This window comes from Flavihumibacter sp. CACIAM 22H1, assembly GCF_001601815.1.
In the GTDB taxonomy this organism is placed as follows: Bacteria; Bacteroidota; Bacteroidia; order Chitinophagales; family Chitinophagaceae; genus Flavihumibacter.
In genome coordinates, this window is sequence record NZ_LUKG01000003.1 from 29,044 (window position 1) to 52,614 (window position 23,571).

Sequence of the window (23,571 nt, forward strand, 5' to 3'; positions counted from 1 at the left end):
GTTATATCCAATAATACCGGATCATGTAAAAGTATCCGCACATAAAATCCTTTTTCCCTTAGTTGCCGGATTGCCACAGTATCCACCGCCAACGGTACATCCGGATAGCTTGCCCTTCCTGATACCGGCAGAAGCCCATTGGCCGGCTGTTTACCCAACCCAAGCATAAGAGCAGCAAGTTGTCTGACTTTCGCGGTATCGGGCAGTGATCCTACCCGAATTCCCTCCGCCGCTTTTCCCTGTTCGATCCACCAGCCCAATAATTCCGTCTCCTCTTTTGTAAGCGGTGTTTTCCCATCCGCAGGCATGAACTTTTTATCTGTCGGATCCAATAAAACCCGATGCATTAATTCGCTTTCACCGGCTTTACCGGGCACTATTGCCGACCCGCTTTTTCCACCCTTTATCAAATCGGCAATGGTTGCTACCGATAACTGTCCTTTCCGTTTGCTATCCCGATGGCATTGCGCACATCGCCTGATCAGCAGCGGTTGAATAAGATCCTCATAAACCAGTACTGCCTCTAAACTGTCGGGGCGCGGTCTTGCTTTCTCCTGTAATACTTCCCAACTGATATAATCCTCTCCATGGGTAAGATTTCCTCCCTGATGACCTACATACACCGTTAAAAGCAGCACCAGGAACAGGCCCGCAGACCGAAAAACAGGCGGAATAACCCATCGGTTTTGCAGCGGTGAATTCAATACCAACGCCAGGGCACTGGTAATAAAAAGCAACCATAATCCACCGTTCCGGTGTTTGGCTAAAATATGTAGCGGATAATCTCCTTCTAACGATAAGATATAACCGAAAACGGCTGCCAGCAATGTAGCAATACAACTAAAGATTGCCAGTAATGGTAGCGCCACCCGCAGTTTCCGGAAACCTGGCGCAAAGGAGAATAAATCGAATGCAACCAGCACCACCAAAAAGCCAATGGGCAGGTGCACCAAAACAGGGTGAAGACGACCCAGGAAGCTGCTTATATCCAATAGAATCATACTAACTCAACAATTCTTTTATAACATGGCCATGTACATCTGTAAGCCGAAATCTTCTACCCTGGTATTTGTAGGTAAATCGTTCATGATCGATCCCCAATATATGCAAGAGCGTAGCCTGGAAATCGTGCACATGAACAGGATCCTTTACAATGTTATAGCTGAAATCGTCCGTTTCGCCATAGCTGATCCCCGGTCGTACGCCGGCACCTGCCATCCACATGGTAAAACAGCGCGGATGATGATCTCGCCCGTAGTTATCCGGGAATAATTTGCCCTGTGAATAAACAGTTCGGCCAAATTCACCTCCCCAGATTACCAGTGTATCTTCCAATAATCCACGTCTTTTCAGGTCTTTCAATAAGGCTGCGGTTGCCTGATCCGTATCCCGGCATTGTTTGGCAATACCAGTGGGCAGGCCGCCATGATGATCCCAGCCCTGGTGATACAACTGTACAAATTTTACATCCTTTTCAATCAGTTTCCTGGCAAGGATGCAATTGGCCGCGTAGGTGCCGGGGTCTCGGCTGTCTGGTCCGTAGAGGTCAAATACTTCATCGGGTTCATTCTTCAAACTCATAACCTCCGGTACAGAGGTTTGCATTCGATACGCCATTTCATATTGGGCCAGCCGGGCTTCTGCTTCCGGATCTCTATTTAGTTCCTGTTGGTACTCGTTTAACTCTTTCAGCGATTCTAACATTTCCTGCCGATCTGCTCCATCGTATCCCTCCGGATTATCGAGGTACAAAACCGGGTCCTTTCCGGCGCGGAACTGTACCCCCTGGTGTTCACTTTTCAGAAATCCATTCCCCCAGAGACGGGCATACAGCGGTTGATCCTTGACGGCATTTTTAGAAACCAGCACTATAAAAGAAGGCAGGTTGGCATTATCAGTACCTAAACCATAACTGATCCAGGAACCGATGGATGGCCGCCCGGGTAACTGATTACCTGTTTGAAAAAAAGTGATGGCCGGATCGTGGTTGATGGCTTCCGAATGTACCGTTTTAATGATGCATAAATCATCAATAACCTGCGCCGTATGCGGTAGTAAATCACTTACCCAGGTATTCGATTGGCCGTATTGTTTGAATTTATAAATGGAAGGAACAACTGGTAAAATTGCCTGGCTGGCACTCATTCCGGTTAAGCGCTGCCCCTGGCGAACGGAATCGGGTAATGGCTGCCCAAACATATCCACCAGCTTTGGTTTATAATCAAAGGTTTCAAACTGCGAGGGACCTCCGCTCATAAACAGATAAATGACCCGTTTGGCGCGGGGAACCAGGTGGGGAATTGCCCGAAGAATTTCCTGCTCCAGGTCGGCTGCAGCTGTTTCAGTGCCCAATGCTGCAGCGGAATTCCCTAATAAAGATTTTCCCAGAAGGGTGCCAAGGGCAATGGAACCCAGGCCCATGGCGGTTCTTGTCAGAAAACGGCGCCGGTTCAGCTTGCTTTGAAGCTGCTGCCATTCGGCCGACCATCCCTTATTATTTTCCGGAACACACATCGTTTATCGTTTGGTTATTGTGGCATCTGAGTTAAGGATCAAACTAGCAATGACTGCATTGGCAGCTAACTCCGACTGCTTCAGTTGCGGATCAATTTTATATTGTCCGGCTGATAGCCAGCCCTTTGCTTTGCCGATATTTTTTTCAAACAGCGCTAATTGCCGGGTGCGTGCTTCCAGCAGCATGGTTTTTTCTTTTGCATCCGGTAAGCGTCCGGTAAGCCGTCGGAAGATCATGTCAATGGCGCTTCCCGGATTGTTTACCCGGCACATTTGCTCGCCCATTACCTTGCAGGCTTCGACATAAATCGGGTCATTTAGTGTAACCAGTGCCTGCAGGGGGGTGTTGGTAGACTGACGTCTTACTACACAGCTGCTACGATCTCCTGCATCAAAAGTGGCCAATGTTGGGTGCGGCACCGATCGTTTTATCAGCATATACAAACTCCTGCGGTAAACGGCCAATCCTGTATCGGGCTGGTAACTGGTGTTATTGATTTCCCATAATCCGGGTGGCTGATAGGGTTTGATGCTTTTTCCGCCTATCTGATCCTGTAGCAGGCCACTGGCAGCAAGGGCATTATCCCGCAACATTTCTGCCGTTAAACGAGTAGCAAATGCATGGCTGTACCACCTGTTTTCCGGATCTTTTTCCATTGCTACAGCGTCTGGTAGAGATTGCTGTTGATAGGCAGCAGATAATACCATGCCTTTAATAAGTTTTTTTAGATCCCAGCCCGATTCTATGAATTCAACAGCCAGCCAATCAAGCAATTCGGGATGAGTGGGTAAACTCCCCTGGCTGCCAAAATCCTCTGAAGTGCTTACAAGCCCTTTTCCGAAAATTTGTTGCCAGTATCGGTTTACCGCAACCCTCGCCGTAAGCGGATGTTTTGGATCGGTTATCCATTTCGCCAGTCCCAACCGGTTTTTGGGCAAGCCGGCTGGAAACGGGAAAATCGCCGAAGGTGTATTCGGAAAAACTTCTTCTTTTTTGGCATCGTACTGGCCTCGCTCCAACAGGTAGGATTTTTTAGGGCTGGGCGCTTCCTGCATAACCATAAGTTCCGGGATGCTGGTTAAACTATCCGCTAAGCGTTGCCGGATTTCCTGAAGGGTCGATTCTTCTTTATGAATGCTGGTAACCTGGGTTTCCAGGAAATACTGTATCAGTTCATTTTTTTCCGCACTGCTTAGTTCCGACGCTGGTTTTTGCAGCGTTTTTTTACAGAGCGGATCGCCCGATAAGAGTTTCAGCTCAACAGCAGTTAAGACCCTGTTATATACCAATAAATCGTCTACCTGGCCATTTTTGAAGCCAAGTCCCCTATCCCATGCACCCACCTGCAGACCAAGGCGGGGGTTCCAGGGTGGTACAATGTCTTTATTCAGCTGATCCATGGTAATGTCCATCTCCATAGGTCGGCCATTCAGGTAAAGCTGCATGCCCTCCGCCCGGGCAGATCCGTCATAGGTCATGGTAAGTTGGATCCATTCTTCCCGGGGAATTGGCTGTTTTGATTTTTTCGTGATGGCATTGGAAGGTGCTGCATAGGACAGGCCCATTTCAAACCGGTCCTCTTTAAAATATAGATGGTATCCTCGGTAATTAAACAGGCGTTCGGCAATGGCTTTATGAAAAATAACACCTTCTTTAAAATCTGCCGGAATTTTACACCGGATACTGATGGTAAATGGATCGGCGCGCCGAAAAGACCCGACAGGGGTGAGATCGAGCCACTCATCGCCATTTAACAGCAATGCTTTACCGGTTGGGGCCTGGCTGAATTTCGGGGGATCGCCGGGTGCATAACTCAGATCGCGGCGCATGGTGGCTTTAAAGGCACGGTAGGTGGATTGAAGATTGCCCTGGTCAAAATTCAGAAAGGCCTGTAACCCGCTCACCGGTACAGACGATTGGCTTAAGGCATGAAAGCGGTTTTCGTTTATCCATTTTTCGGCTTCAGTAAGCGAGGCTTTTTTTACCTGTTCTATTTTTTGTGCTTGCCGATGGATACTGTCTTTAATAATATCTAGCACCCGTTGTTGCTCATCCGTTGTTAATAGGATGCTGGGAGATGGCATGGCCAGGTCAAAGGATATTTGTCCGGCTTCTTGTACATTATTAAAAAAGCTGTAGAACTCGTAGAAATTTTTCTGTGATATCGGATCGTATTTATGGTCATGGCAGCGGGCGCAGCTGATGGTTAATCCAAGGAAAGCGGTACCGGTGGTATTTACCCGGTCAACTACATATTCTGTTTGAAATTCTTCTTCTATTATACCGCCTTCCAGGTTTTGCGGGTGCAGCCGGTTAAAGGCGGTTGCAATTTTCATATCCCTGGATGGATTCGGGAGTAAATCTCCGGCCAGTTGCCATTCAATAAATTGGTTATGCGGCATGTTTTGATTGAAGGCCCGGATCACCCAATCGCGGTAGGGCGACATATCTCTGAGCCCATCAACAGTATATCCGTGGGAGTCGGCAAAGCGGGCCAGGTCGAGCCAGTCTACGGCCATTTTTTCGCCAAAATGGGGCGATTGCAACAGGCGATCTACCTGTTTTTCATAGGCTTGTGCTGACTTATCCTGCAGAAATGCATCTGTTTCCGCAGTGGTGGGTGGAAGACCGGTCAGGTCCAGGCTCAGTCTTCTTAGCAGGAGTTCTTTAGTAGCAGCGGGTGAAGGTTGCAGTTTTTTTTCTTCGAGGGTATGCAGGATGAAAGCATCTATGGGTGTTTTTACCCAATCTTTGTTTTTAGTGGTAGGTAGCCTGGGTTTTTGGGGTGCTACAAAAGCCCAGTGCGGTTTGTATTGGGCGCCTTGCTGAATCCATTTAATGAGTATGGCTTTTTCTTCGGGGGAGAGCCGCAGGTTGGATTGCGGGGTGGGCATCTGCAAGTCCGGGTCATCGGACAGGATGCGGTGAAACAATTCACTCTGCTGGAGATTACCTGGATCGATGGCTTGTTTTCCGGGTGATTCCGGCAGGCTGGCAAAAGCGGTTGCTGCCAGATCGAGTCGTAAGCCGGCTTCCTGTTTAGCTTTATCGGGTCCGTGGCAGGCAAAGCATTTATCAGAAAGTATGGGTTTTACATGGAGGTTGTAATCGATTTGCTCCGGTAATTGATCGTAGGCTTTGGCGATAACATCCGGCAGGTCGGGTTGACAGCTAAAAAAAAGCTGAGCTGCTCCTAGTAGCAGGCAAACGGTTAAAATGATTCTATTGCGGAACATGGGTTCCGTAATATACGTCAGACAGGTGAAAGGACAGCATTCCTACTTTGTTCTAACATAGTAAAAACAACGTCCTATCACCTGTCTGACACCTAAACTAGACCTCTTCCACCTTCATCGACTTCGCCAGGCGGGTACGTTCGTTTTCATCGAGATGTATTTTCCGCATCCGGATGAAATTCGGCGTTACCTCAATACATTCATCGTGCTGGATATATTCCATACACTCTTCCAGGCTTAACTGTGTTTTTGGAGCAATACGGGTTGCATCATCACTTCCACTGGCGCGATGGTTGGTCAGCTTTTTTCCTTCTGTTACATTAACTACCAGGTCGCCTGGTTTAATGTTCTCTGCAACAATCTGCCCAGCGTATACATCTTCACCCGGATCCACAAAAAAGGTTCCGCGATCCTGTAATTTATCAATCGAATAACCCGTTGTTTTTTCCGTGTTTTTTGAGATCAATACCCCGTTATTACGCCCGGGAATGGGTCCTTTCCATTGCTTATATTCAAGGAAACGGTGCGCCATAACAGCTTCCCCGGTAGTAGCTGTAAGCATTTGTGTACGTAAGCCTATCAATCCGCGGGAAGGGATTTCAAATTCCAGGTGCTGCATATCGCCCTTGGTTTCCATTACATGCATTTCTCCTTTCCGACGGGTAACCAGGTCAATTACTTTGGACGCAAATTCCTGCGGAACATCCACCACCAACACCTCATAAGGCTCACAACGTTTGCCATCGATCGTCTTAAGAATAACCTGTGGTTGCCCAACGGTTAATTCATACCCTTCGCGGCGCATGGTTTCAATCAATACACCCAGGTGCAGGATACCACGGCCATATACCTGAAAACTATCCCCACTATCTGTATCATATACACGAAGCGCCAGGTTTTTCTCCGTTTCCTTCATCAACCGATCACGCAGGTGGCGGGAGGTTACAAACTTTCCGTCTTTTCCAAAGAAGGGTGAGTTGTTAATGCTGAACAACATATTCATAGTTGGTTCATCCACACTGATCACCGGTAATGCTTCCATTACTTCCTGGTCAGAAATGGTGTCTCCAATATTAAAATCTTCCAATCCTACCACGGCGCAAAGGTCACCTGCCAACACTTCTGTTACCTTCCGTTTGCCCATTCCTTCAAATACATATAGTTCCCGTACCCGTTGCTTTTTGAAGCTGCCATCCGCCTGCATTAAAGCAATCGGCTGGTTTTCCTTGATGCTGCCCCGCTGCACTTTACCAATGGCAATACGTCCCAGGAACGAGGAATAATCCAGTGAAGTAATCTGCATCTGCAACGGCCCCTCATCTACTTTGGGTTGCGGCACATATTGCAGGATACCATCCATTAATGGCGTAATATCTTCACAAGGCGTATTGGTATTATTAAACCAGCCATTTTTACCCGACCCGTAAAAAGTGGGGAAATCCAGCTGCTCTTCTGTGGCATCCAGGTTAAAGAACAATTCGAATACCGCATCATGCACTTCATCCGGGCGGCAGTTCGGTTTGTCCACTTTATTGATGACCACAATCGGCTTCAGGTTTAGCTGAAGTGCTTTTTGCAGTACGAAGCGGGTTTGCGGCATTGGCCCTTCAAAGGCATCTACCAGCAAAATAACCCCGTCGGCCATCTTTAACACACGTTCTACCTCACCACCGAAATCGGCGTGCCCGGGTGTATCAATTACATTGATTTTCACATCTTTATAAGTAACCGCAGCATTCTTACTGAAGATGGTGATACCTCTTTCACGTTCCAGATCATTGCTATCCATGATCAGTTCGCCGGTTTCCTGGTTCTCCCGAAACACTTTAGTAGTGTGGAGAATCCGGTCAACCAGGGTAGTCTTACCATGGTCAACGTGTGCAATAATTGCTATATTCCTAATATTCATAACACTGATTCAACCCCGAGGCAAATCGCCTAAGAGCGCGCAAAGGTACAGCTATTTGATCGCCTTGCAAGAGAAATTCCTATAAACATTATGTTATATATCATAAGACCCTAACTATCAGCATTTTCCTACTATTTTCTACGTTGGTCCCGAACCTGCTTCCCCCCTTCATTTTAACCATATTCTCATCTCCCCCTCCCCCCATCCTTCGTACCTTTCCGTTCATTTTTAGAACGAAAAACAGATAGGCTATGACCGCGCATTTCAAAGAATTTCCTTATGACGATAAAACCACCCATATATTACTGCCCGAACGATTTGAAAGCATCGAAAAACCAGTAACCGCTATCGTAATTGGTGCAGGAAGACGAGGTTATGTATACGGGCAATTTGCCTCGCAATATGCCCAACAGTTTGATATAATCGGTGTTGCAGAACCCAATCTTATCCGGAACCAACGGTATGCAACCACACATAATATTCAACCCGAGAACTGTTTCCAGCAATGGGAGGACGTGTTTAAGCGGCCCCGGTTTGCCGATGCCGTAATTATTTCTTCGCCCGACCGCTTACACGTAGGTCCCTGCCTGGCTGCGCTGAAGGCAGGTTATCATGTATTGCTGGAAAAGCCCATCGCCCCTTCTGAGGAAGAATGCCGGCAAATTTTGCAGGCATCTCGCAACTCCGGGAAAATTGTTGCGGTATGCCATGTACTGCGTTATGCTCCTTACTTCCGTAAACTCCGCAGTTTGATCCGCAGCGGGGCGATCGGGGAACTGATCAGCATACAGCATATGGAGCCGATTGAACATGTTCATATGGCCCATTCCTATGTACGCGGAAACTGGAAAAACAGTGCTACCACTACCCCCATTGTACTTGCAAAAGCCAGTCATGACCTGGATATAATGCGGTGGTTGGTGGGTCAACCCTGTAAATCGGTGCATGCTTTTGGCGGATTGCGATGGTTCCGGCAAGAAAACGCTCCGGAGGGCAGCACAGCCCGCTGTACAGATGGCTGCAAAGTGGAAGCCGAATGTCCTTATTCAGCTATTAAAATTTACCACCAGCAGAGAGAGCGAACCTATGTTTTTGATTTGCCCGAAGACAAAGAAGCCCATGGTGATTATATTCTGCAGCAATTAAAAACATCCGATTACGGGCGTTGTGTGTACCGTATGGATAATGACCAACCCGACCACTACGTTGCCAACCTTCTGTTTGAAGGGGGTGTAACTGCCAGCTTCTCCCTGCAGGCATTCACTTCTTATGAAGGGCGCCGCACCAGGATTATGGGAAGCCATGGAGATATCCAGGGCGATATGACTGAAATGATCATTACCAGTTTCCAGAATGGGAAAAAAGAGCAATGGGCGGAAACCACGGATTTGCATGGCGGAGGAGATTTCCGATTGATGGCTGATTTTGTAATGGCGGTTCATGCCAACGACCCTACCATGCTAACCTCCACCCTGGAAGCTTCGATCGAAAGTCACCTCATGGGCTTTGCCGCAGAAAAAAGCCGGGCCGAAAACATCGTGGTTCCCGTGGAATGTTAGAACTAAAAATTCCGGGTGATCCTGCTTTTGTTTTGCTATTTTGCTGACAAAGCTTTTTCATGCGTATTAATAAGTGGTTCATCGGAATTCCTGTTTTGCTGGCGGGTATTTACCTGGCGGGGCCAAATCCCCCCAGGCCAGTATATTCTCCCGTAATGCCCGTAGTGCCTGCTTCCGCTGAACTGGAAAACTATGTCCGGAATAAGGAACATGCTCTAAAGCTGAAGCCCGATAACGAAGCAAGAATCGTTTGGAAGGATTCGCTTCACCAGCCTACCGAATTTGCCCTGGTATACCTGCATGGTTTCAGTGCCTCTCAATTTGAAGGGGCACCCACTCATATAAATGCAGCCAAGGCACTGGGCGCCAATCTTTACCTGGCAAGGCTGGCCGAACATGGTATTGATACCTCGGAAGCGCTGGTGAACCTGACCCCGGAAAATTACTGGGAATCTGCCAAGGAAGCGCTTGCAATTGGCAAACAATTGGGTAAAAAGGTAATATTAATGGGAACCTCCACCGGGGGTACCAATGCACTGCAATTGGCTGCTGCATTTCCGGAGGATGTGTATGCGCTGGTACTGTTATCGCCGAATATTGCCATCAACGATCCGAATGCCTGGTTGCTGAATAATCCCTGGGGTTTACAGATTGCCCACCTGGTTCTGGGAAGCGACTACAGGACCTCTTCCGATACCCGTCCTTTGTACAAACAATACTGGAATACCCCGTATCGGCTTGAAGCAACCGTTGCCCTGGAAGAACTACTGGAAACAACAATGACGCCCGAAACCTTTGCGCGGGTAAAACAGCCACTGCTGCTGCTGTACTATTATAAAAACGAAGAGGAACAGGACCCGGTGGTAAAAGTTGCCGCCATGCGCCAGATGTTCCAACAGGTAGGAACACCTGCAAACTGGAAGAAAGAGCGCGCTATGCCAACCACCGGCGATCACGTTATCGGTTCTCCCTTCAAATCCAAGGATGCTCCTGCCGTTGAAAAAGAAATTATTGATTGGTTGCTTTTTTTAAAGTCCAACCATCCGGGATGATTCATACATCTGTTGGAGATTATACTCTGTAGCCAGTTTTTTATGATTCACCAGATCAATGATTGTTCCGATTAAACAAAGTCCACCGGTGAATAAATACAGAATACCCATACCTACCTGACCTACCACAAAACGTTGTATGCCGGCTACTACCACAAAACCCAGGCAGGTTAAGAGCAGGATTTCTCCGGGTTTTTTACGTTTACCGCTATAGATCATCAGGAATTGATTCTTTTGAGATTCGGTCATCTTGCTGGTTAGGTCTTTGATGCCCGCGGCTTCTTCGGGCTGAAGATCGGGCAGGGACATCAGGTAAGTATCCATGTCTTAGTTGGTTTTTATGTTGGGTTATTAATAAAGTTACAATTCTGCCGAGAATAATGAACAGGGCAGGAATTCCGATCCAATGGTGATGCCAGGAAACCCTCCAGTTGCCATGTAATGCAGCTGCCATGCTTCTGCCAAGTCCGCAACCCGGGCAGGCATCTACCCCGGTTATTTTTTCAATGCCGGCTAAACGAAACGCACAAAAGCCAGGGGCTGTTTCGCCATAGTCCACCCCCCATCCAATCCAGAGCAATGCACCAATCCAGGTAATTGCTTCAAAATTCCTTCTTATCCAGTCCAGTGTCATTTCTAAATCTACGACGATTTTTTCACCGCTCGGGTTGCACCGGTTGGATGGCATCGGACCGGTGAGCGGAGTGCTTATATTTGCCAGACAAATGTTTGCCATGCTTCGATCAAAGATTGCCGGAATAGGAATGTATGTTCCAAAAAATATAGTAACCAACCAGGACCTTACACAATACATGGATACCAGTGATGAATGGATCCAGGAAAGAACAGGAATCAAGCAACGCCGATATGCCGACCGAACCGGCGAAACCACCACCACCATGGGAGTGGAAGCTGCAAAAATTGCCATCGAACGGGCGGGTATTACCGCACAGGAAATCGATTTTATTGTATTTGCCACCTTATCGCCCGATTACTATTTTCCCGGTTGCGGCGTATTGGTACAACGCGCATTAAAGCTCAAAGAAATCGGAGCGCTCGATATCCGCAACCAGTGCAGTGGATTCGTTTACGCATTGTCGGTAGCTGACCAATTCATCAAAACGGGGATGTATAAAAACATACTGGTCATTGGAAGTGAAAAACATTCCTTCGGACTCGATTTTAGTACCCGCGGCCGCAATGTGGCGGTTATTTTCGGTGATGGAGCCGGGGCGGTGGTACTGCAGCCAACCCAAGACCCCAACCAGGGCATTTTAAGTACCCATCTGCACAGCGATGGCGAAAGCGCTGAAATCCTGGCTATGTATAACCCCGGTACACATGCCAACCACTGGGGTAACTATGCAGCTTTTAAAGAGGCTCCCCTGGGAGACCAGTTTATGAGCCATGAAATGATCGACAACGCACAGAATTTTCCTTTTATGGATGGTCCGGCTGTTTTTAAAAAAGCAGTGGTAAAATTTCCCGAGGTAATTCAGGAAGCACTCCGGGCCAATGGGTATCAACCCGGGGATATCAACCTGCTAATTCCCCACCAGGCCAATCTACGTATTGCCCAATTTGTTCAGCAACAACTCAAACTCAGTGATCAGCAGGTTTATAATAATATCCAGCAGTACGGAAATACAACGGCAGCTTCTGTTCCAATAGCGCTTTGCGAAGCCTGGGAAAAAGGAAAAATCAAAAAGGGCGACCTCGTTTGTTTGGCTGCTTTTGGAAGCGGTTTCACCTGGGCCAGCGCACTGCTGAAATGGTAATTGCCTGTTGGATCGAGATACACTGAATCGATTTAGTTTGTATATTCCCTATCCGTAAAACCAAACCATCGATTGATATGCCTAACCAACGTCGAGAATTTCTTTCTCAATCTGCGGCCCTCGCAGTGGGCCTAACCGCAATGCCCGCATTTGCCAGTTCCATAACCCGCCGGATCGGTGCAGCCGACCTGATTAACGTGGGGGTGATCGGTTGTAATGGAATGGGCTGGAGTAATCTTCAGGCAATTTTAAAGCAACCCGATGTGCGCTGTATTGCACTCTGTGATGTGGATGAAAATGTGCTGACTAAACGAGCCGGGGAACTGGCTGCACTCAAAATGCCTGTAAAAACGTATAAGGATCACCGTGAATTACTGGCGAATAAGGATATTGATATTGTTATAATCGGCACACCCGATCACTGGCATTGTATACAAATGGTAGACGCCTGTGCCGCCGGCAAACACGTGTATGTTGAAAAACCCTGTGGCAACTCTGTAGAAGAATGCAGGGTAATGGAAGCCGCCCAAAAACGGCATGGCTCTATTGTACAGGTTGGGCAATGGCAAAGAAGTGCCCCGCATTTCCAGGACGCCATCAATTTTGTACACAGTGGCAAGCTGGGCAATATCCGAACGGTAAAATCCTGGGCTTATATGGGCTGGATGAAACCCGTTCCTATCAGACCGGATAGCGCAGTGCCCAATGGAGTAGATTATACCAGGTGGCTGGGGCCGGCCACCAAACGCCCTTTCAATGCCAACCGATTTCATTTTAATTTCCGTTGGTTCTGGGACTATGCAGGCGGACTCATGACCGACTGGGGTGTTCATATGATGGACTATGCATTATTAGGCATGAAAGCGCAATTTCCGAACCAGGTTATGGCCTCCGGTGGCAAAATGGCATACCCGGATGATGCCTCCGAAACACCCGATACCCTGGCTGCGGTATTTGAGTACGATAAATTCAACATCGTGTGGGAACATGCCACCGGTATCGATCTGGGGCCTTATGGATTAACCCATGGTACAGCTTTTATCGGCAATAACGGAACCCTGGTATTGAATCGGGAAGGCTGGTTTGTTCAGGCAGAAAATGGAAAAATGGAGCCGATTGGGCTGCAAAAAGATCAGGGCAATTCACTTGAACGCCATATGGCAAATTTTTTGGACGCAATCAAAACAAAAGATCCATCCAAACTGCATACGCCAATCCAAGAAGCCTCCCTCACCGCACAGGTATGCCAGCTTGGAAATATTGCCTTCCGCACAAAAGAATTACTACAGTGGGACCATAAAAAAAATCAACTCCTCAATAAAGCAGGCAATGATTTGTTGAAAGCCAATTATAACAATGGTTATAAAGTTCCCAAGGTTTAGTTATTGGCCGGCAGTAGTACTACTGCTACTGCCGGCTCAATTTCTTCTTGCACAGGCAACAGATAGTGTCCTACTTTTTTCCTATTTCAAAGGAAATGGAGAAGATGGGCTTCATTTTGCCTATAGCAAAGATGGGCTTAGCTGGACAGCACTTAGAAACGACCAGTCTTTTCTAACCCCGGCTGTAGCAAATGATAAATTGATGCGCGACCCCTGTATTGCCCGTGGGCCAAACGGGGAGTTTCATTTGGTCTGGACCGTTAGCTGGAATGATAAGGGCATCGGCTATGCCAGCTCTAAAGACCTGATTAACTGGTCAGCCCAGGAATTTCTCCCGGTTATGCAAAAGGAGCCCACCGCCTTAAACACCTGGGCACCCGAACTGTTTTATGATACTGATAGCAGGCAGTTTATGCTTTACTGGTCGTCTACCATTCCAGGTAGATTTAAAGCAACAGATGGATATGGAGATGATAACTACAACCATCGTATCTATTATACATTGACCCGTGATTTTAAAACCTTTACCCCAACTGCTCTCTTATACGACAAGGGTTTTAATGTAATTGATGCCAGTATTTATAAAGCAGGCCAGCAATACATCATGTTACTGAAAGATGAAACCCTTAAGCCGGAAGCGCAGAAAAATATCAGGACAGCAGTCAGTCAAACGCTCACTGGTCCTTATTCCGCTCCTTCCGCCCCAATTTCTGGTAAAACCTGGGCAGAAGGCCCAACTATGATTCATCACCTGGGTTATTGGTGGCTCTATTATGATCAATACAGCACTCACCGCTATGCCTGCCAGCGATCAGCAGACCTCAAAACCTGGGAAAACCTGAGCCAGCAGCTCAAATTTCCCGCAGGAGCCCGGCATGGTACCGTAATTAAAATTTCAGCAGAAGAATTTAAGCGAATCAAACAGCCCTGATGCTGTAGTTTTGTCTTCACCAACGGACATTACATGATAGTGGATCCCTCACAGAAAAAACTGATATTTCTGGTCAATCCAATTTCCGGAACAAAATCAAAGGCGGATTTAGATCAGCTCGTCAGCCATACAGCAGCAGGTTTTGATTCTTCTGCCATCGTTCTTCCTACCGTTGCCAGCGGAGATTATTCCTTTGTTAGGCAGCGGGTATTGGAAGAGGGTTTTACCGACATTATTATATGCGGAGGAGATGGAACCGTAAATACCGTAGTAAGTGATCTAAGAGATCTTGCCGTTCATTTTGGAATTGTACCCTTCGGATCGGGAAACGGCCTGGCGCTATCAGCTGGTATTCCCAAAAACACACAAAAGGCGGTGGAGCTTGCTTTTACCGGGAAAGCCCGCTATATAGATGCTTTTATGGTGAATGAACAATTTGCCTGTATGTTATGTGGACTTGGATTTGATGCCAAAGTAGCTCATGATTTTGCACAGCAGCCAGGAAGAGGCCTGCTAACCTATACTCAACAAACCATCAAAAACTATTTTACTGCCACACCCTATCATTTTGAAATAGTGGTGGAAGAACACGTTATCCAGACCGACGCATATTTCATAAGTGTGGCTAATAGCAATCAATTTGGTAATCAATTTACCATTGCACCAAAAGCCAGTTTAAATGATGGGCTATTGGACGTGGTGGTAGTACCTAAAATGAATAAAGCTATTCTTCCATTTGCGTTAATTCAGCAAGTAACCGGAGGTGAACTCACCGGCGCACAGGAAGAGCCACGTAGTACCATTCAATATTTTCAAACCGCCCGAATACAGATCCGTAATAAAGACCTTGCGCCCCTGCATATTGACGGAGAACCTAAAGAAAGCCAGGATACGGTAACAATCAAAATACTGCCACGTAGTTTTCAGTTGATTCAACCCATTTAATAGAACGCCCGTTTATCCGCTTTTTCAAAAAAGGGATAAACGAATGGGCGCCCCCTCCAGCTGTAGCAATTTTTCTTTCCGCCATAGCCCGCCACCATATCCGGTAAGGCTCCCATCTGAGCCAATTACCCTATGACAGGGTATTAATATGGAGATTTTGTTCAGGCCATTTGCATTAGCTACCGCTCGTATGGCAAGCGGCTTACCCAACGCTTCGGCCTGCTCTTTGTAAGATCTTGTTTTGCCATAAGGTATACGCAGTAATTGTTCCCACACACCAATCTGGAATTCACTTCCTATTAAATCGAGCGGTATATCAAAGTCGGTTCTTTTCCCCTCAAAATACTCTTCCAGTTCTTGTTCCAGGCGATCAAAAAATGGATTCGGTCCCTGAACAATACTTGCATTCAATCGCTTTGATAAATACACTAATTCTGTTTCCAGCATGCGCCGGTCGGAGAATTCTAATAAACAAATTCCTTTGGAGGTTGCGCAGGCCAGCATAGTGCCAAGCGGCGTTTCAAGGCGTTTACAATCTATCATACCCGTTGTTTTAGTTTTGGACGGCGAAACGCCAAATACTGATCTGAACCCGTCTACAAATCCGCTGTTTGATTCATACCCGGCCTCAAATGCAACGCCTGTAACAGCTTCGCCTGTTTGGATTTTTTTAAACGCCGTATTTAAACGCAGCATTCGTTGAAATGCATGAAAGCTGATGCCATGGTGTTTAAGAAACCACCTGCGTAGCGTAGCCGGTTCAAATCCCTTCAACCGAAGATCCTGATCTTTTATGCGTATGGAGGGGGTCAATTCCATTTCTCTAATCAATGCCCGTATGGGCTCGGGGGTAGCATCCGGTTTCTCCAGCGGGCGGCATACTTTACAGGGACGGTACCCGGAAGCAATGGCGTCTCGCACACCCGAAAAAAACTCAACATTCTCCGGTTTTGGTTTACGTGCGGTACAGGTTGGACGGCAAAAAATGCCGGTGGTTTTTACGCCGGCAATAAAAACACCTTCAAAACCAGGATCTTTCTCTACCAATGCCTGATACATCCGATCTGCAGAAATTGCTGCTTCCATATCTTAAATTTAAGCATACAAAAGAATATGAGACCGCGCAAATGAACCACCGAAAAATGAACAGGTATTTTTTATTCGGACGAACGGTATTTTAGCGCAAGTTTTGGGGGAGCTACCGTACAATAAGCTGACGTTAGTATATCCAGCAGCAATGCATTTTTTACCGTTTTAAGATTAATATGGGTCCAACCCTGCTTTCCCCAGGCTCCCGGAACAGGAAATAATACGGCGGAATCAATAGCACAAAAAACAGACTGATCGATTTGGTTCAATTTAACCGTAGCAAGTTTTTTAACCGGGTTCAGGGTAGCGAAAATCTTCTTTTTTACCCGAAAGGATTCCTTTTCAAAGTGTGGAGATAGGTCCACTTCTTCAAATTGCAGGGCTGCCATTCTGAATTTCTCGGGAGAAACCAATTTTATTGATTTACGGTACCAGATAAATTTACAAAAAGAGTACCGATTATTCCTTTCACCGGCAACAGGGTAGCTACTGCCTGATTTGCTGCAATAAAAGTTCCAGCTCTTTCAGTTTTTCGGGATTTGCTTCTGCCAGGTTTTTCTGTTCACCCGGATCATCGGTCAGATTATATAATTGAGGCAGTGCCGAATGACCCGATTCAATATTTGTTAACTGAAATATTGCCGGTCCGTTGGAAGGAGCAATATATTTCCAGTTTTCTTTAATCACAGCAAAACTTGCTCCCTGTGTAATAAGTGCTGTCCTTCCCTTGGCTGATTTTCCCAATAATACCTCCCACTGGTTTTCAGAATCCTTTGCTTCTCCGACCGGGATGTTTACATTCAATCCCCCGGCAAAAGAAGCCAGCAAGTCAACCTGGCTCAGCAATGCTGTACTGGTTCCTGATTTTACCCGGTTAGGATAATAGACAATAAATGGAACCCTTGTACCTGCTTCAAAAATACTGTACTTGCCGCCTCTTAAACCACCCCCAGGGCGGTGGCCGTTTAACTGAGTTACAGCGCCGTCTTCATACCCATCGTCCAGCACAGGTCCATTATCGCTTGAAAAGAGGATCATCGTATTATCTGCTAAACCAGCTTTTTCCAACGCATCTAATAGTTGCCCAACCGCCCAGTCTATTTGTAAAATTGCATCGCCCCGGAAACCCAGCCCGCTTTTACCCTTAAAAAGGGTGGAAGGCATTCTTGGCACATGCGGTTCTGTCAGTGAATAAAATAGAAAAAAAGGTTGTTTCGATGTTGCTTGCAGAAACTCTTTGGCTTTCAGCAAAAAACTTAAAGGCATTTCCTCATCTGTCCACCGCGCGGTTGACCCGCCTTTCATATATCCGATTCTTCCTATACCATTTACAATTGTCTGATCATGCCCATGATTGAGCGACGCTTTCATTTTCAATAATTCCGGGTGCTCTTTACCGGTAGGCTCGTTCCCGATCTTTTCTTTATAACTGACTTCAATCGGGTCGGAAGGATCCAGTGCTACAACCCGATGGTTTTCCACAAACACGGTTGGTACCCGATCTGCAGTAGCGGGAAAAATAAAGGAATAATCGAAGCCTGTTTCATTCGGCCCCGGTCGAATATCTCCGTTCCAATCCTTGGCCACAGCTGTTCCTAAGCCAAGATGCCATTTCCCTACTATGCCAGTTCTGTACCCCGCCTTTTTAAATACAGTAGCTAAACTGATACGATCTGTAGGAACGATCAAAGCGGCATCACCCGGAAGTACGCCTGTGCCGGTTTTCCGCCATGGGTACTGCCCCGTCATCAGTGCATAGCGCGATGGGGTACAGGTAGCCGAAGTGGTATACGCATTTGTAAAACGCAAGCCTCTTTTTGCAAGCCTGTCTATATTCGGCGTATGCAACTTGGTAGCACCATAACAACTGAGATCGCCATAACCCAGGTCATCAGTATAGATGATCAGGACATTAGGCCGACCAGGCTTTTGCTGGCCATACACCGGCAATACCTGCAGCCAGCCTACCAGGCATACTATCCAAACAAGGCAGGATCGATTCATTATAGTACAATTTGTTGCAGGGTGGTTTTTCCAACCTGTTTGCCATTTTTGAAACAGGCTGCTTTTACCGTAACAGAGCGTCTTACATCAAACGGCTTTTTGTAGAGCGTTGACTGAACACCCGGTTCTGAACCATCTAGTGTATAATGAATTTCGGGCTCAAAGCTATCAGTTGTAAAACTTACAGTTGCTCTGCCCGCATCGGAATCTATCTGCACCGATTGTTTTACATTATATGCACTTTGAGCGGCTGTGTAGTTCCAGAACAAATAACGATCCTGTTGTACATCTATCCGGCGAGAGAAATCGTTCCAGTCCTTCGGCCCGGTTGTCCAGGCTACTTCTGCAATCGCTGCCATCCGTGGCAAGCTCATATACTCCACTTTGTCTGTACTGGCTATATACTCCGTCCATACATTTGCCTGCACTCCTTTTATATGCTTTGCTTCCTCGGCAGTTAAAACTGCCGGAATGGGTTCATAGGAATATACTTTCTGTAGGGTCAGATAACCCCCGATTGCCATTGGCTCCAAAGCAGGTTTCCCCTGGAAGTGATCAAAATAAACATAACTGTTGGGTGTCATGATAACATCATGCCGCTGTTTGGCTGCTTCAATTCCCCCGGCTTCTCCACGCCAGCTCATAACCGCTGCATTGGGTGCCAGCCCACCTTCAAGGATTTCGTCCCAACCAATCAGCACCCTTCCTTTTGAATTGATGAACTTTTCAATGCGCTGAACAAAATAAGACTGTAATTCATGCTCATCCTTCAATTTCAGGTCTTTTATCCGCTGCTGACAGCGCGGGCATTTTTTCCAGTTTTCCTTTGGACACTCATCTCCACCTATATGTATATACGAAGAGGGAAAAAGGTTAATTACCTCTGTCAATACATCTTCCATCATCCCAAAAACAGCTTCATTGCCGGCACAATACACATCGTTATGAACGCCCCAGGTTTCCTGAACCTGTTTTCCTCCTTTAGATTTACTCAGATCAGAAGGGTATTTATTAATAAAACTTGCTTCCTCCGGAAAACAACTCAGAGAAGGGAATGCTGCAATTGCTGCGGAAGCATGCCCCGGCATTTCTATTTCAGGAACAATGGTGATATGACGTTTTGCCGCGTATTCAATAATATCTTTTACTTCCGCCTGCGTATAAAAGCCACCATAGCGTTGATTGGTATTACCGCTGCCCGGATAATTCCCGATAATTGTACCGTTTCTCCAACCACCTACTGCTGTTAACTGTGGATATTTTTTGATTTCTATTCTCCATCCCTGGTCATCGGTCAGGTGCCAGTGAAGGCGATTCATTTTATGAAAAGCCAGCAGGTCAATATATTTTTTTACAAACTCTGCAGGAAAGAAATGGCGGCTCACATCCAGCATCATACCGCGGTACTGGAAACGGGGCTCATCCTGCACAAAAATCGGCGCTACTTTAAGCGTACTGCTGCTATCGGTCGGCAATAGCTGAATAAGGGTCTGAATTCCGTAAAATACACCTGCTGCATCTGTACCGGAAATTTTAATTTCCCTGGCACCGGCTTCCAACGTATAAGCGCCTGATACCGTACTTGCATTTCCAAGAGAAAGTAAAATAGTATTCCCCTGTTTTCCTTTTTTAAGCCGGGGTCTTTGCAGGCTATACTGTTTTTGCAAATAACTGTTCAGAAAATCCGCCTCGGACTGAAGGCTCCGGTCAGCAGCAACTACTGCTGTTTGAGGGGTAATAACAAAACCATCCGGCGAAGCCCCTGCGGAAACGGGTACCGTAATTTTACCTGGTTTTGGAAGAATAGCAGGTTGGGCAAACGCAATTTGTGCAACTGCTAATTGCACCAATACCAAAAACACCTGGAATGCAGATTTCATAACTTAACAGCTTATTTATTGGGTTGAAAGTAGCGATTCTCCTGGATAAGAGCCGACGGAAACGATTGCATAAAATCATCGGTTCCCCTCCCATTCAGCATAAAATTGTTGTATATAACCTTCCATAAAGGCATGCCGCTGCTCCGCCATTTGTTTCCCCGAACGGGTGTTCATCCGGTCTTTCAGAAGAAATAGTTTCTCATAAAAATGGTTAATGGTAGGGTCTCTGTTGAACTTATACTGTTCCACTGTTTTACTGAGATTGGGAGGCTGGTTAGGATCATAAAGCGGCCTGTTTTTGAAGCCTCCGTAATTAAACGCCCGCGCAATACCAATAGCCCCAATAGCATCAAGACGATCTGCATCCTGAACTATGTCCAGCTCCCTGGAATGATAGCTCCCGTTATTATGACCGCCTTTAAAGGAGATATGCGTTATAATTTGCTGCACTTCGCTGACTATAGCCGTATTTACTCCCAAACCGTTTAGAAATTCGCCGGCAACCCTCGGCCCGATACTGTCATCACCCTCATGAAATTTGGAGTCGGCAATATCATGCAATAAAGCGGCCAGTTCAATGATCAGTAGATCCGGTGCCGGACCAGCTGCATTTTCAGCCTGCTCTTTTGCTGCAATTGTCTTCGCATTTTGCCATACCCGGTAAATATGCCACCAATCATGCCCACCCTCGGCCTGCGCAAGGGTTTGCTGAACAAATAAAACAGTTTGCTCAATAAGTTCATTCGCCTTTATCATAGCCGGCAATTAGAGATAGAATGAAATATAAAGCCGGTAGTATAACCGTACGGGTTGGCCTTTATACCGGGCACCTGATTTAAAACGGATCTTTTTCATTATCCGCATAGCTTCTTTGTCGAGCAGGGTATTAACCCCGTTTTCAACTGCAATTTTTGAGATATTCCCCGCTTCATCTATCTGCAAACCAACCAACACACGACCCGTTTCCTGATTTACCATCGAATAATAGGGAAACACCAGATTATTCTGCATAAACCCGGCCAGGTCGGCATCGCCGGTCGCAAATTCAGGAGCAAGGTATTCTTTCTCCGGAACACTCATCAGGTAATTGATAATGGCTAAACTATCGGGGATAAACAGTGCTTTTTCTATGGAATCAGGTGCAGCAGAACCATACACCAATGGAAAGTCATAGTTCAGAATTTTACCCCCGCTGTTCAGGTGATAATACCAGATACCAACCGGCTCTTTTTTATCAAAAAAAGCATCCAGCACAATCTGATCCAGTGAAACATGCCGTATTTCCACATGAATCATACTATCCGGTGTTGTTTTTACCAGTTCTACAAATTCAGCTCCTTTTTTCTGTGCCGGAACCCGCTCAAAAAAACCGGTAAAATACGATTTCGTGGTCCGGGGCAAGCCAGTTGAATCCTGCTGGGAAAACCCATTAATTGCCAACCCCGACAATAAAAATAGAAGGATGGAACGCATGGGCGAAAGATAATGAATGCAGTTCGGCCAAAAAATTAACAATCAAGTTTTAGGAGTATTTTTACCGAGCATGCGAATTCTCCCCTGTTTTTTCCTACTGCTTTTTTTTGCAGGTTCACTGGCTGCACAAAAAACGATGCGCCCCGACCTGATTCTTTTCAACGGAAAGATCTGGACGGGTGAGGACAGCAAATTTGTGGAAGCCGTGGCGATAACCGGCACTACAATTACGCATACCGGCTCTTCAAAGTCGATAAAAAAACTGGCAGCACCCACTACTCAACTGGTAGATCTGGGCGGTAAATTAGCTACCGCCGGTTTTAATGACGCACATATCCATTTTTTGGACGGATCGCTCGGATTAACAGGTGTTGATCTCTACCAGAGCAATACACTTGGGGAAGCACTGGAAACGATTGCCCGTTTTGTACAACAACATCCTGAAAAAACATGGATTACCGGAATGGGCTGGCAATACAATCTCTTTGAAGGCGGAATGCCTACAACCGAAGCACTGCAGCAACTGGATAAAATTACCGCTAATAAAGCCGTTGTATTGGACGCGTACGATGGACACAGCATTTGGGTCAATAGCCGGGCAATGGAATTGGCCGGTATCAGCAAAGACACCCGATTTGAAGGTTTCGGATCCATCATCAAAGATGCCAGCGGCCATCCTACCGGTGCCTTTACAGAAGCCGCCGGCAGCCTTATTTCAAAACATGTTCCGCCTCTATCCAAGGAAGAAAAGCTGGATGCACTTCGATTGGGTATGAAACATGCCGCCCGGCTTGGGATTACCAGCATCCAGAATGCAAGCGGTTCCCTTGAAGAATTTGAACTCTATGAAACCCTTTTAAAAAATGGAGAACTAACCGTTCGTTCCTCAACAGCCTTTAGTGCAGGTAAAAACACCACGGAAGCTGCCATACAGCAATTTATCAGCGTAAAAAACCGCACCCGCAACCACCCCTTATTAAAAGCAATCAGTATCAAGTTTATGCTGGACGGCGTCATTGAATCGCACACCGCTCCTATGCTGGAACCTTATAGTGATGCAAGTGCGGACGGAACCAATGCCAACAGCGATTTTGCCCTGCCGCTCTCTCTTTATCAAGAACTATTGAACCGGTTTGATAAGGAAGGGTTCCAGATCTATACCCATGCCATCGGTGATCGAACTGTTCGGGAAGCCCTGAATGCCTATGAAAAGACCGGGCTACTTAATGGCAGCAGCGGCAGAAGACACCGGATTGAACATATAGAACAAAGTGCTCCGGAGGATTTGCCCAGGTTTCGCCAGTTGGGAATAATAGCGTCGATGGAACCAATTCATGCAGATCCCGGAAATATAGAGGTTTGGGCAAAAGCTGTTGGAGAAAAGCGTTTACCACATTCCTTCGCCTGGCAATCCCTGTTAAAAAACAACGTGCACCTGGTTTTCAGCAGCGACTGGCCGGCCTGCACCAACCCCGACCCCATACGCGGGTTGCATATTGCGGTTAACCGGCAAACGCCCGAAGGTTTGCCGGAAGGAGGATGGATTCCCGAACAAAGAATTTCTATTCACCAGGCCCTTCGCGCATATACTTCGGAGGGTGCTTATTCTTCCTTTGAAGAAACCAATAAAGGGAAAATACGCCCCGGTTTCCTGGCAGATATTATCGTTTTTTCCCAGGACCTTTTTACCATACCTGCTACAAGTATTGCTCAAACAAACGTGTTAATGACGATTTTTGACGGGAAAATAATTTTCCGCTAAAGCGACAGTATGTCGGTACTGTTATACATGGAATGCTCTGGCACAGCAATTGAGAC

General features: G+C 46.6%; 19 protein-coding genes. 7 read left to right on the plus strand and 12 right to left on the minus strand.

What is annotated here, in order from left to right:
- The 4 genes from A1D16_RS01435 to typA all read right to left on the minus strand — a co-directional run.
- On the minus strand, positions 1-1,001 hold a 1,001-nt coding region (locus A1D16_RS01435; RefSeq protein WP_290707029.1), incomplete at its 3' end, for a c-type cytochrome domain-containing protein.
- Position 1,002: 1 nt separating this feature from the next.
- Positions 1,003-2,514 carry a DUF1501 domain-containing protein gene (locus A1D16_RS01440; protein ID WP_290707032.1) on the minus strand — a complete coding sequence of 504 codons (1,512 nt, stop codon included), beginning with the start codon at positions 2,512-2,514 and terminating at the stop codon, positions 1,003-1,005.
- Positions 2,515-2,517: 3 nt separating this feature from the next.
- Entirely contained in the window at positions 2,518-5,751 is a 3,234-nt protein-coding gene (locus tag A1D16_RS01445; RefSeq protein WP_290707035.1) for a DUF1553 domain-containing protein, read from the minus strand.
- A 97-nt stretch (positions 5,752-5,848) separates the two neighbouring features.
- Positions 5,849-7,660, minus strand: coding sequence for a translational GTPase TypA (gene typA, locus A1D16_RS01450; RefSeq protein ID WP_290707037.1), 1,812 nt, complete (start codon positions 7,658-7,660; stop codon positions 5,849-5,851).
- Between the two features lie 251 nt (positions 7,661-7,911).
- Between typA and A1D16_RS01455 the strand changes: the two genes are divergently transcribed.
- Complete coding sequence (locus A1D16_RS01455) at positions 7,912-9,219, plus strand: Gfo/Idh/MocA family oxidoreductase (RefSeq protein WP_290707039.1); 1,308 nt, start codon at positions 7,912-7,914, stop codon at positions 9,217-9,219.
- Between the two features lie 59 nt (positions 9,220-9,278).
- Positions 9,279-10,271, plus strand: coding sequence for an alpha/beta fold hydrolase (locus A1D16_RS01460; RefSeq protein ID WP_290707041.1), 993 nt, complete (start codon positions 9,279-9,281; stop codon positions 10,269-10,271).
- On the opposite strand, the gene A1D16_RS01465 is transcribed toward A1D16_RS01460, so the two are convergent.
- Both A1D16_RS01465 and A1D16_RS21660 read right to left on the minus strand, forming a co-directional pair.
- Entirely contained in the window at positions 10,248-10,595 is a 348-nt protein-coding gene (locus A1D16_RS01465) for a TM2 domain-containing protein (protein WP_290707043.1), read from the minus strand. The genes A1D16_RS01460 and A1D16_RS01465 overlap by 24 nt on opposite strands.
- Positions 10,480-11,085: a DUF2752 domain-containing protein gene (locus tag A1D16_RS21660; RefSeq protein WP_366206316.1), complete on the minus strand. Its 606-nt coding sequence runs from the start codon at positions 11,083-11,085 to the stop codon at positions 10,480-10,482. The genes A1D16_RS01465 and A1D16_RS21660 overlap by 116 nt, the downstream gene beginning before the upstream one ends.
- Between A1D16_RS21660 and A1D16_RS01470 the strand changes: the two genes are divergently transcribed.
- The 4 genes from A1D16_RS01470 (at position 11,006) to A1D16_RS01485 (ending at position 15,307) form a co-directional block, all read left to right on the plus strand.
- A complete protein-coding gene (locus tag A1D16_RS01470) occupies positions 11,006-12,049 on the plus strand; it encodes a beta-ketoacyl-ACP synthase III (RefSeq protein WP_290707045.1) in 1,044 nt (347 codons plus the stop codon). The genes A1D16_RS21660 and A1D16_RS01470 overlap by 80 nt on opposite strands.
- A 77-nt stretch (positions 12,050-12,126) precedes the next feature.
- Entirely contained in the window at positions 12,127-13,431 is a 1,305-nt protein-coding gene (locus A1D16_RS01475; RefSeq protein ID WP_290707048.1) for a Gfo/Idh/MocA family oxidoreductase, read from the plus strand.
- Positions 13,406-14,362, plus strand: coding sequence for a glycoside hydrolase family 43 protein (locus tag A1D16_RS01480; protein WP_290707050.1), 957 nt, complete (start codon positions 13,406-13,408; stop codon positions 14,360-14,362). Before A1D16_RS01475 ends, A1D16_RS01480 begins: the two co-directional genes overlap by 26 nt.
- A 33-nt stretch (positions 14,363-14,395) precedes the next feature.
- Positions 14,396-15,307 (plus strand): YegS/Rv2252/BmrU family lipid kinase, encoded by a 912-nt coding sequence (locus tag A1D16_RS01485; protein ID WP_290707052.1) that lies wholly within the window; start codon positions 14,396-14,398, stop codon positions 15,305-15,307.
- Positions 15,308-15,331: 24 nt separating this feature from the next.
- Here A1D16_RS01485 and A1D16_RS01490 read toward each other — a convergent pair whose 3' ends face one another.
- The 6 genes from A1D16_RS01490 to A1D16_RS01515 all read right to left on the minus strand — a co-directional run bounded on the left by A1D16_RS01490 (position 15,332) and on the right by A1D16_RS01515 (position 21,753).
- Positions 15,332-16,393 (minus strand): methylated-DNA--[protein]-cysteine S-methyltransferase, encoded by a 1,062-nt coding sequence (locus A1D16_RS01490; RefSeq protein WP_290707054.1) that lies wholly within the window; start codon positions 16,391-16,393, stop codon positions 15,332-15,334.
- Positions 16,394-16,464: 71 nt separating this feature from the next.
- On the minus strand, positions 16,465-16,809 hold the full coding sequence (locus A1D16_RS01495; protein ID WP_290707056.1) for an MmcQ/YjbR family DNA-binding protein: 345 nt from the start codon (positions 16,807-16,809) through the stop codon (positions 16,465-16,467).
- Positions 16,810-16,882: 73 nt separating this feature from the next.
- Positions 16,883-18,400 (minus strand): arylsulfatase, encoded by a 1,518-nt coding sequence (locus tag A1D16_RS01500; RefSeq protein WP_290707058.1) that lies wholly within the window; start codon positions 18,398-18,400, stop codon positions 16,883-16,885.
- Positions 18,400-20,280, minus strand: coding sequence for a family 20 glycosylhydrolase (locus tag A1D16_RS01505; protein ID WP_290707060.1), 1,881 nt, complete (start codon positions 20,278-20,280; stop codon positions 18,400-18,402). The genes A1D16_RS01500 and A1D16_RS01505 overlap by 1 nt, the downstream gene beginning before the upstream one ends.
- 75 nt (positions 20,281-20,355) lie before the next feature.
- A complete protein-coding gene (locus A1D16_RS01510; RefSeq protein ID WP_290707062.1) occupies positions 20,356-21,036 on the minus strand; it encodes an HD domain-containing protein in 681 nt (226 codons plus the stop codon).
- Between the two features lie 9 nt (positions 21,037-21,045).
- Positions 21,046-21,753 carry a TonB family protein gene (locus A1D16_RS01515; protein ID WP_290707064.1) on the minus strand — a complete coding sequence of 236 codons (708 nt, stop codon included), beginning with the start codon at positions 21,751-21,753 and terminating at the stop codon, positions 21,046-21,048.
- Positions 21,754-21,823: 70 nt separating this feature from the next.
- Between A1D16_RS01515 and A1D16_RS01520 the strand changes: the two genes are divergently transcribed.
- Positions 21,824-23,515, plus strand: a complete 1,692-nt coding sequence (locus A1D16_RS01520; RefSeq protein WP_290707066.1) for an amidohydrolase — start codon at positions 21,824-21,826, stop codon at positions 23,513-23,515.
- The last annotated feature ends 56 nt before the right edge of the window (positions 23,516-23,571 follow it).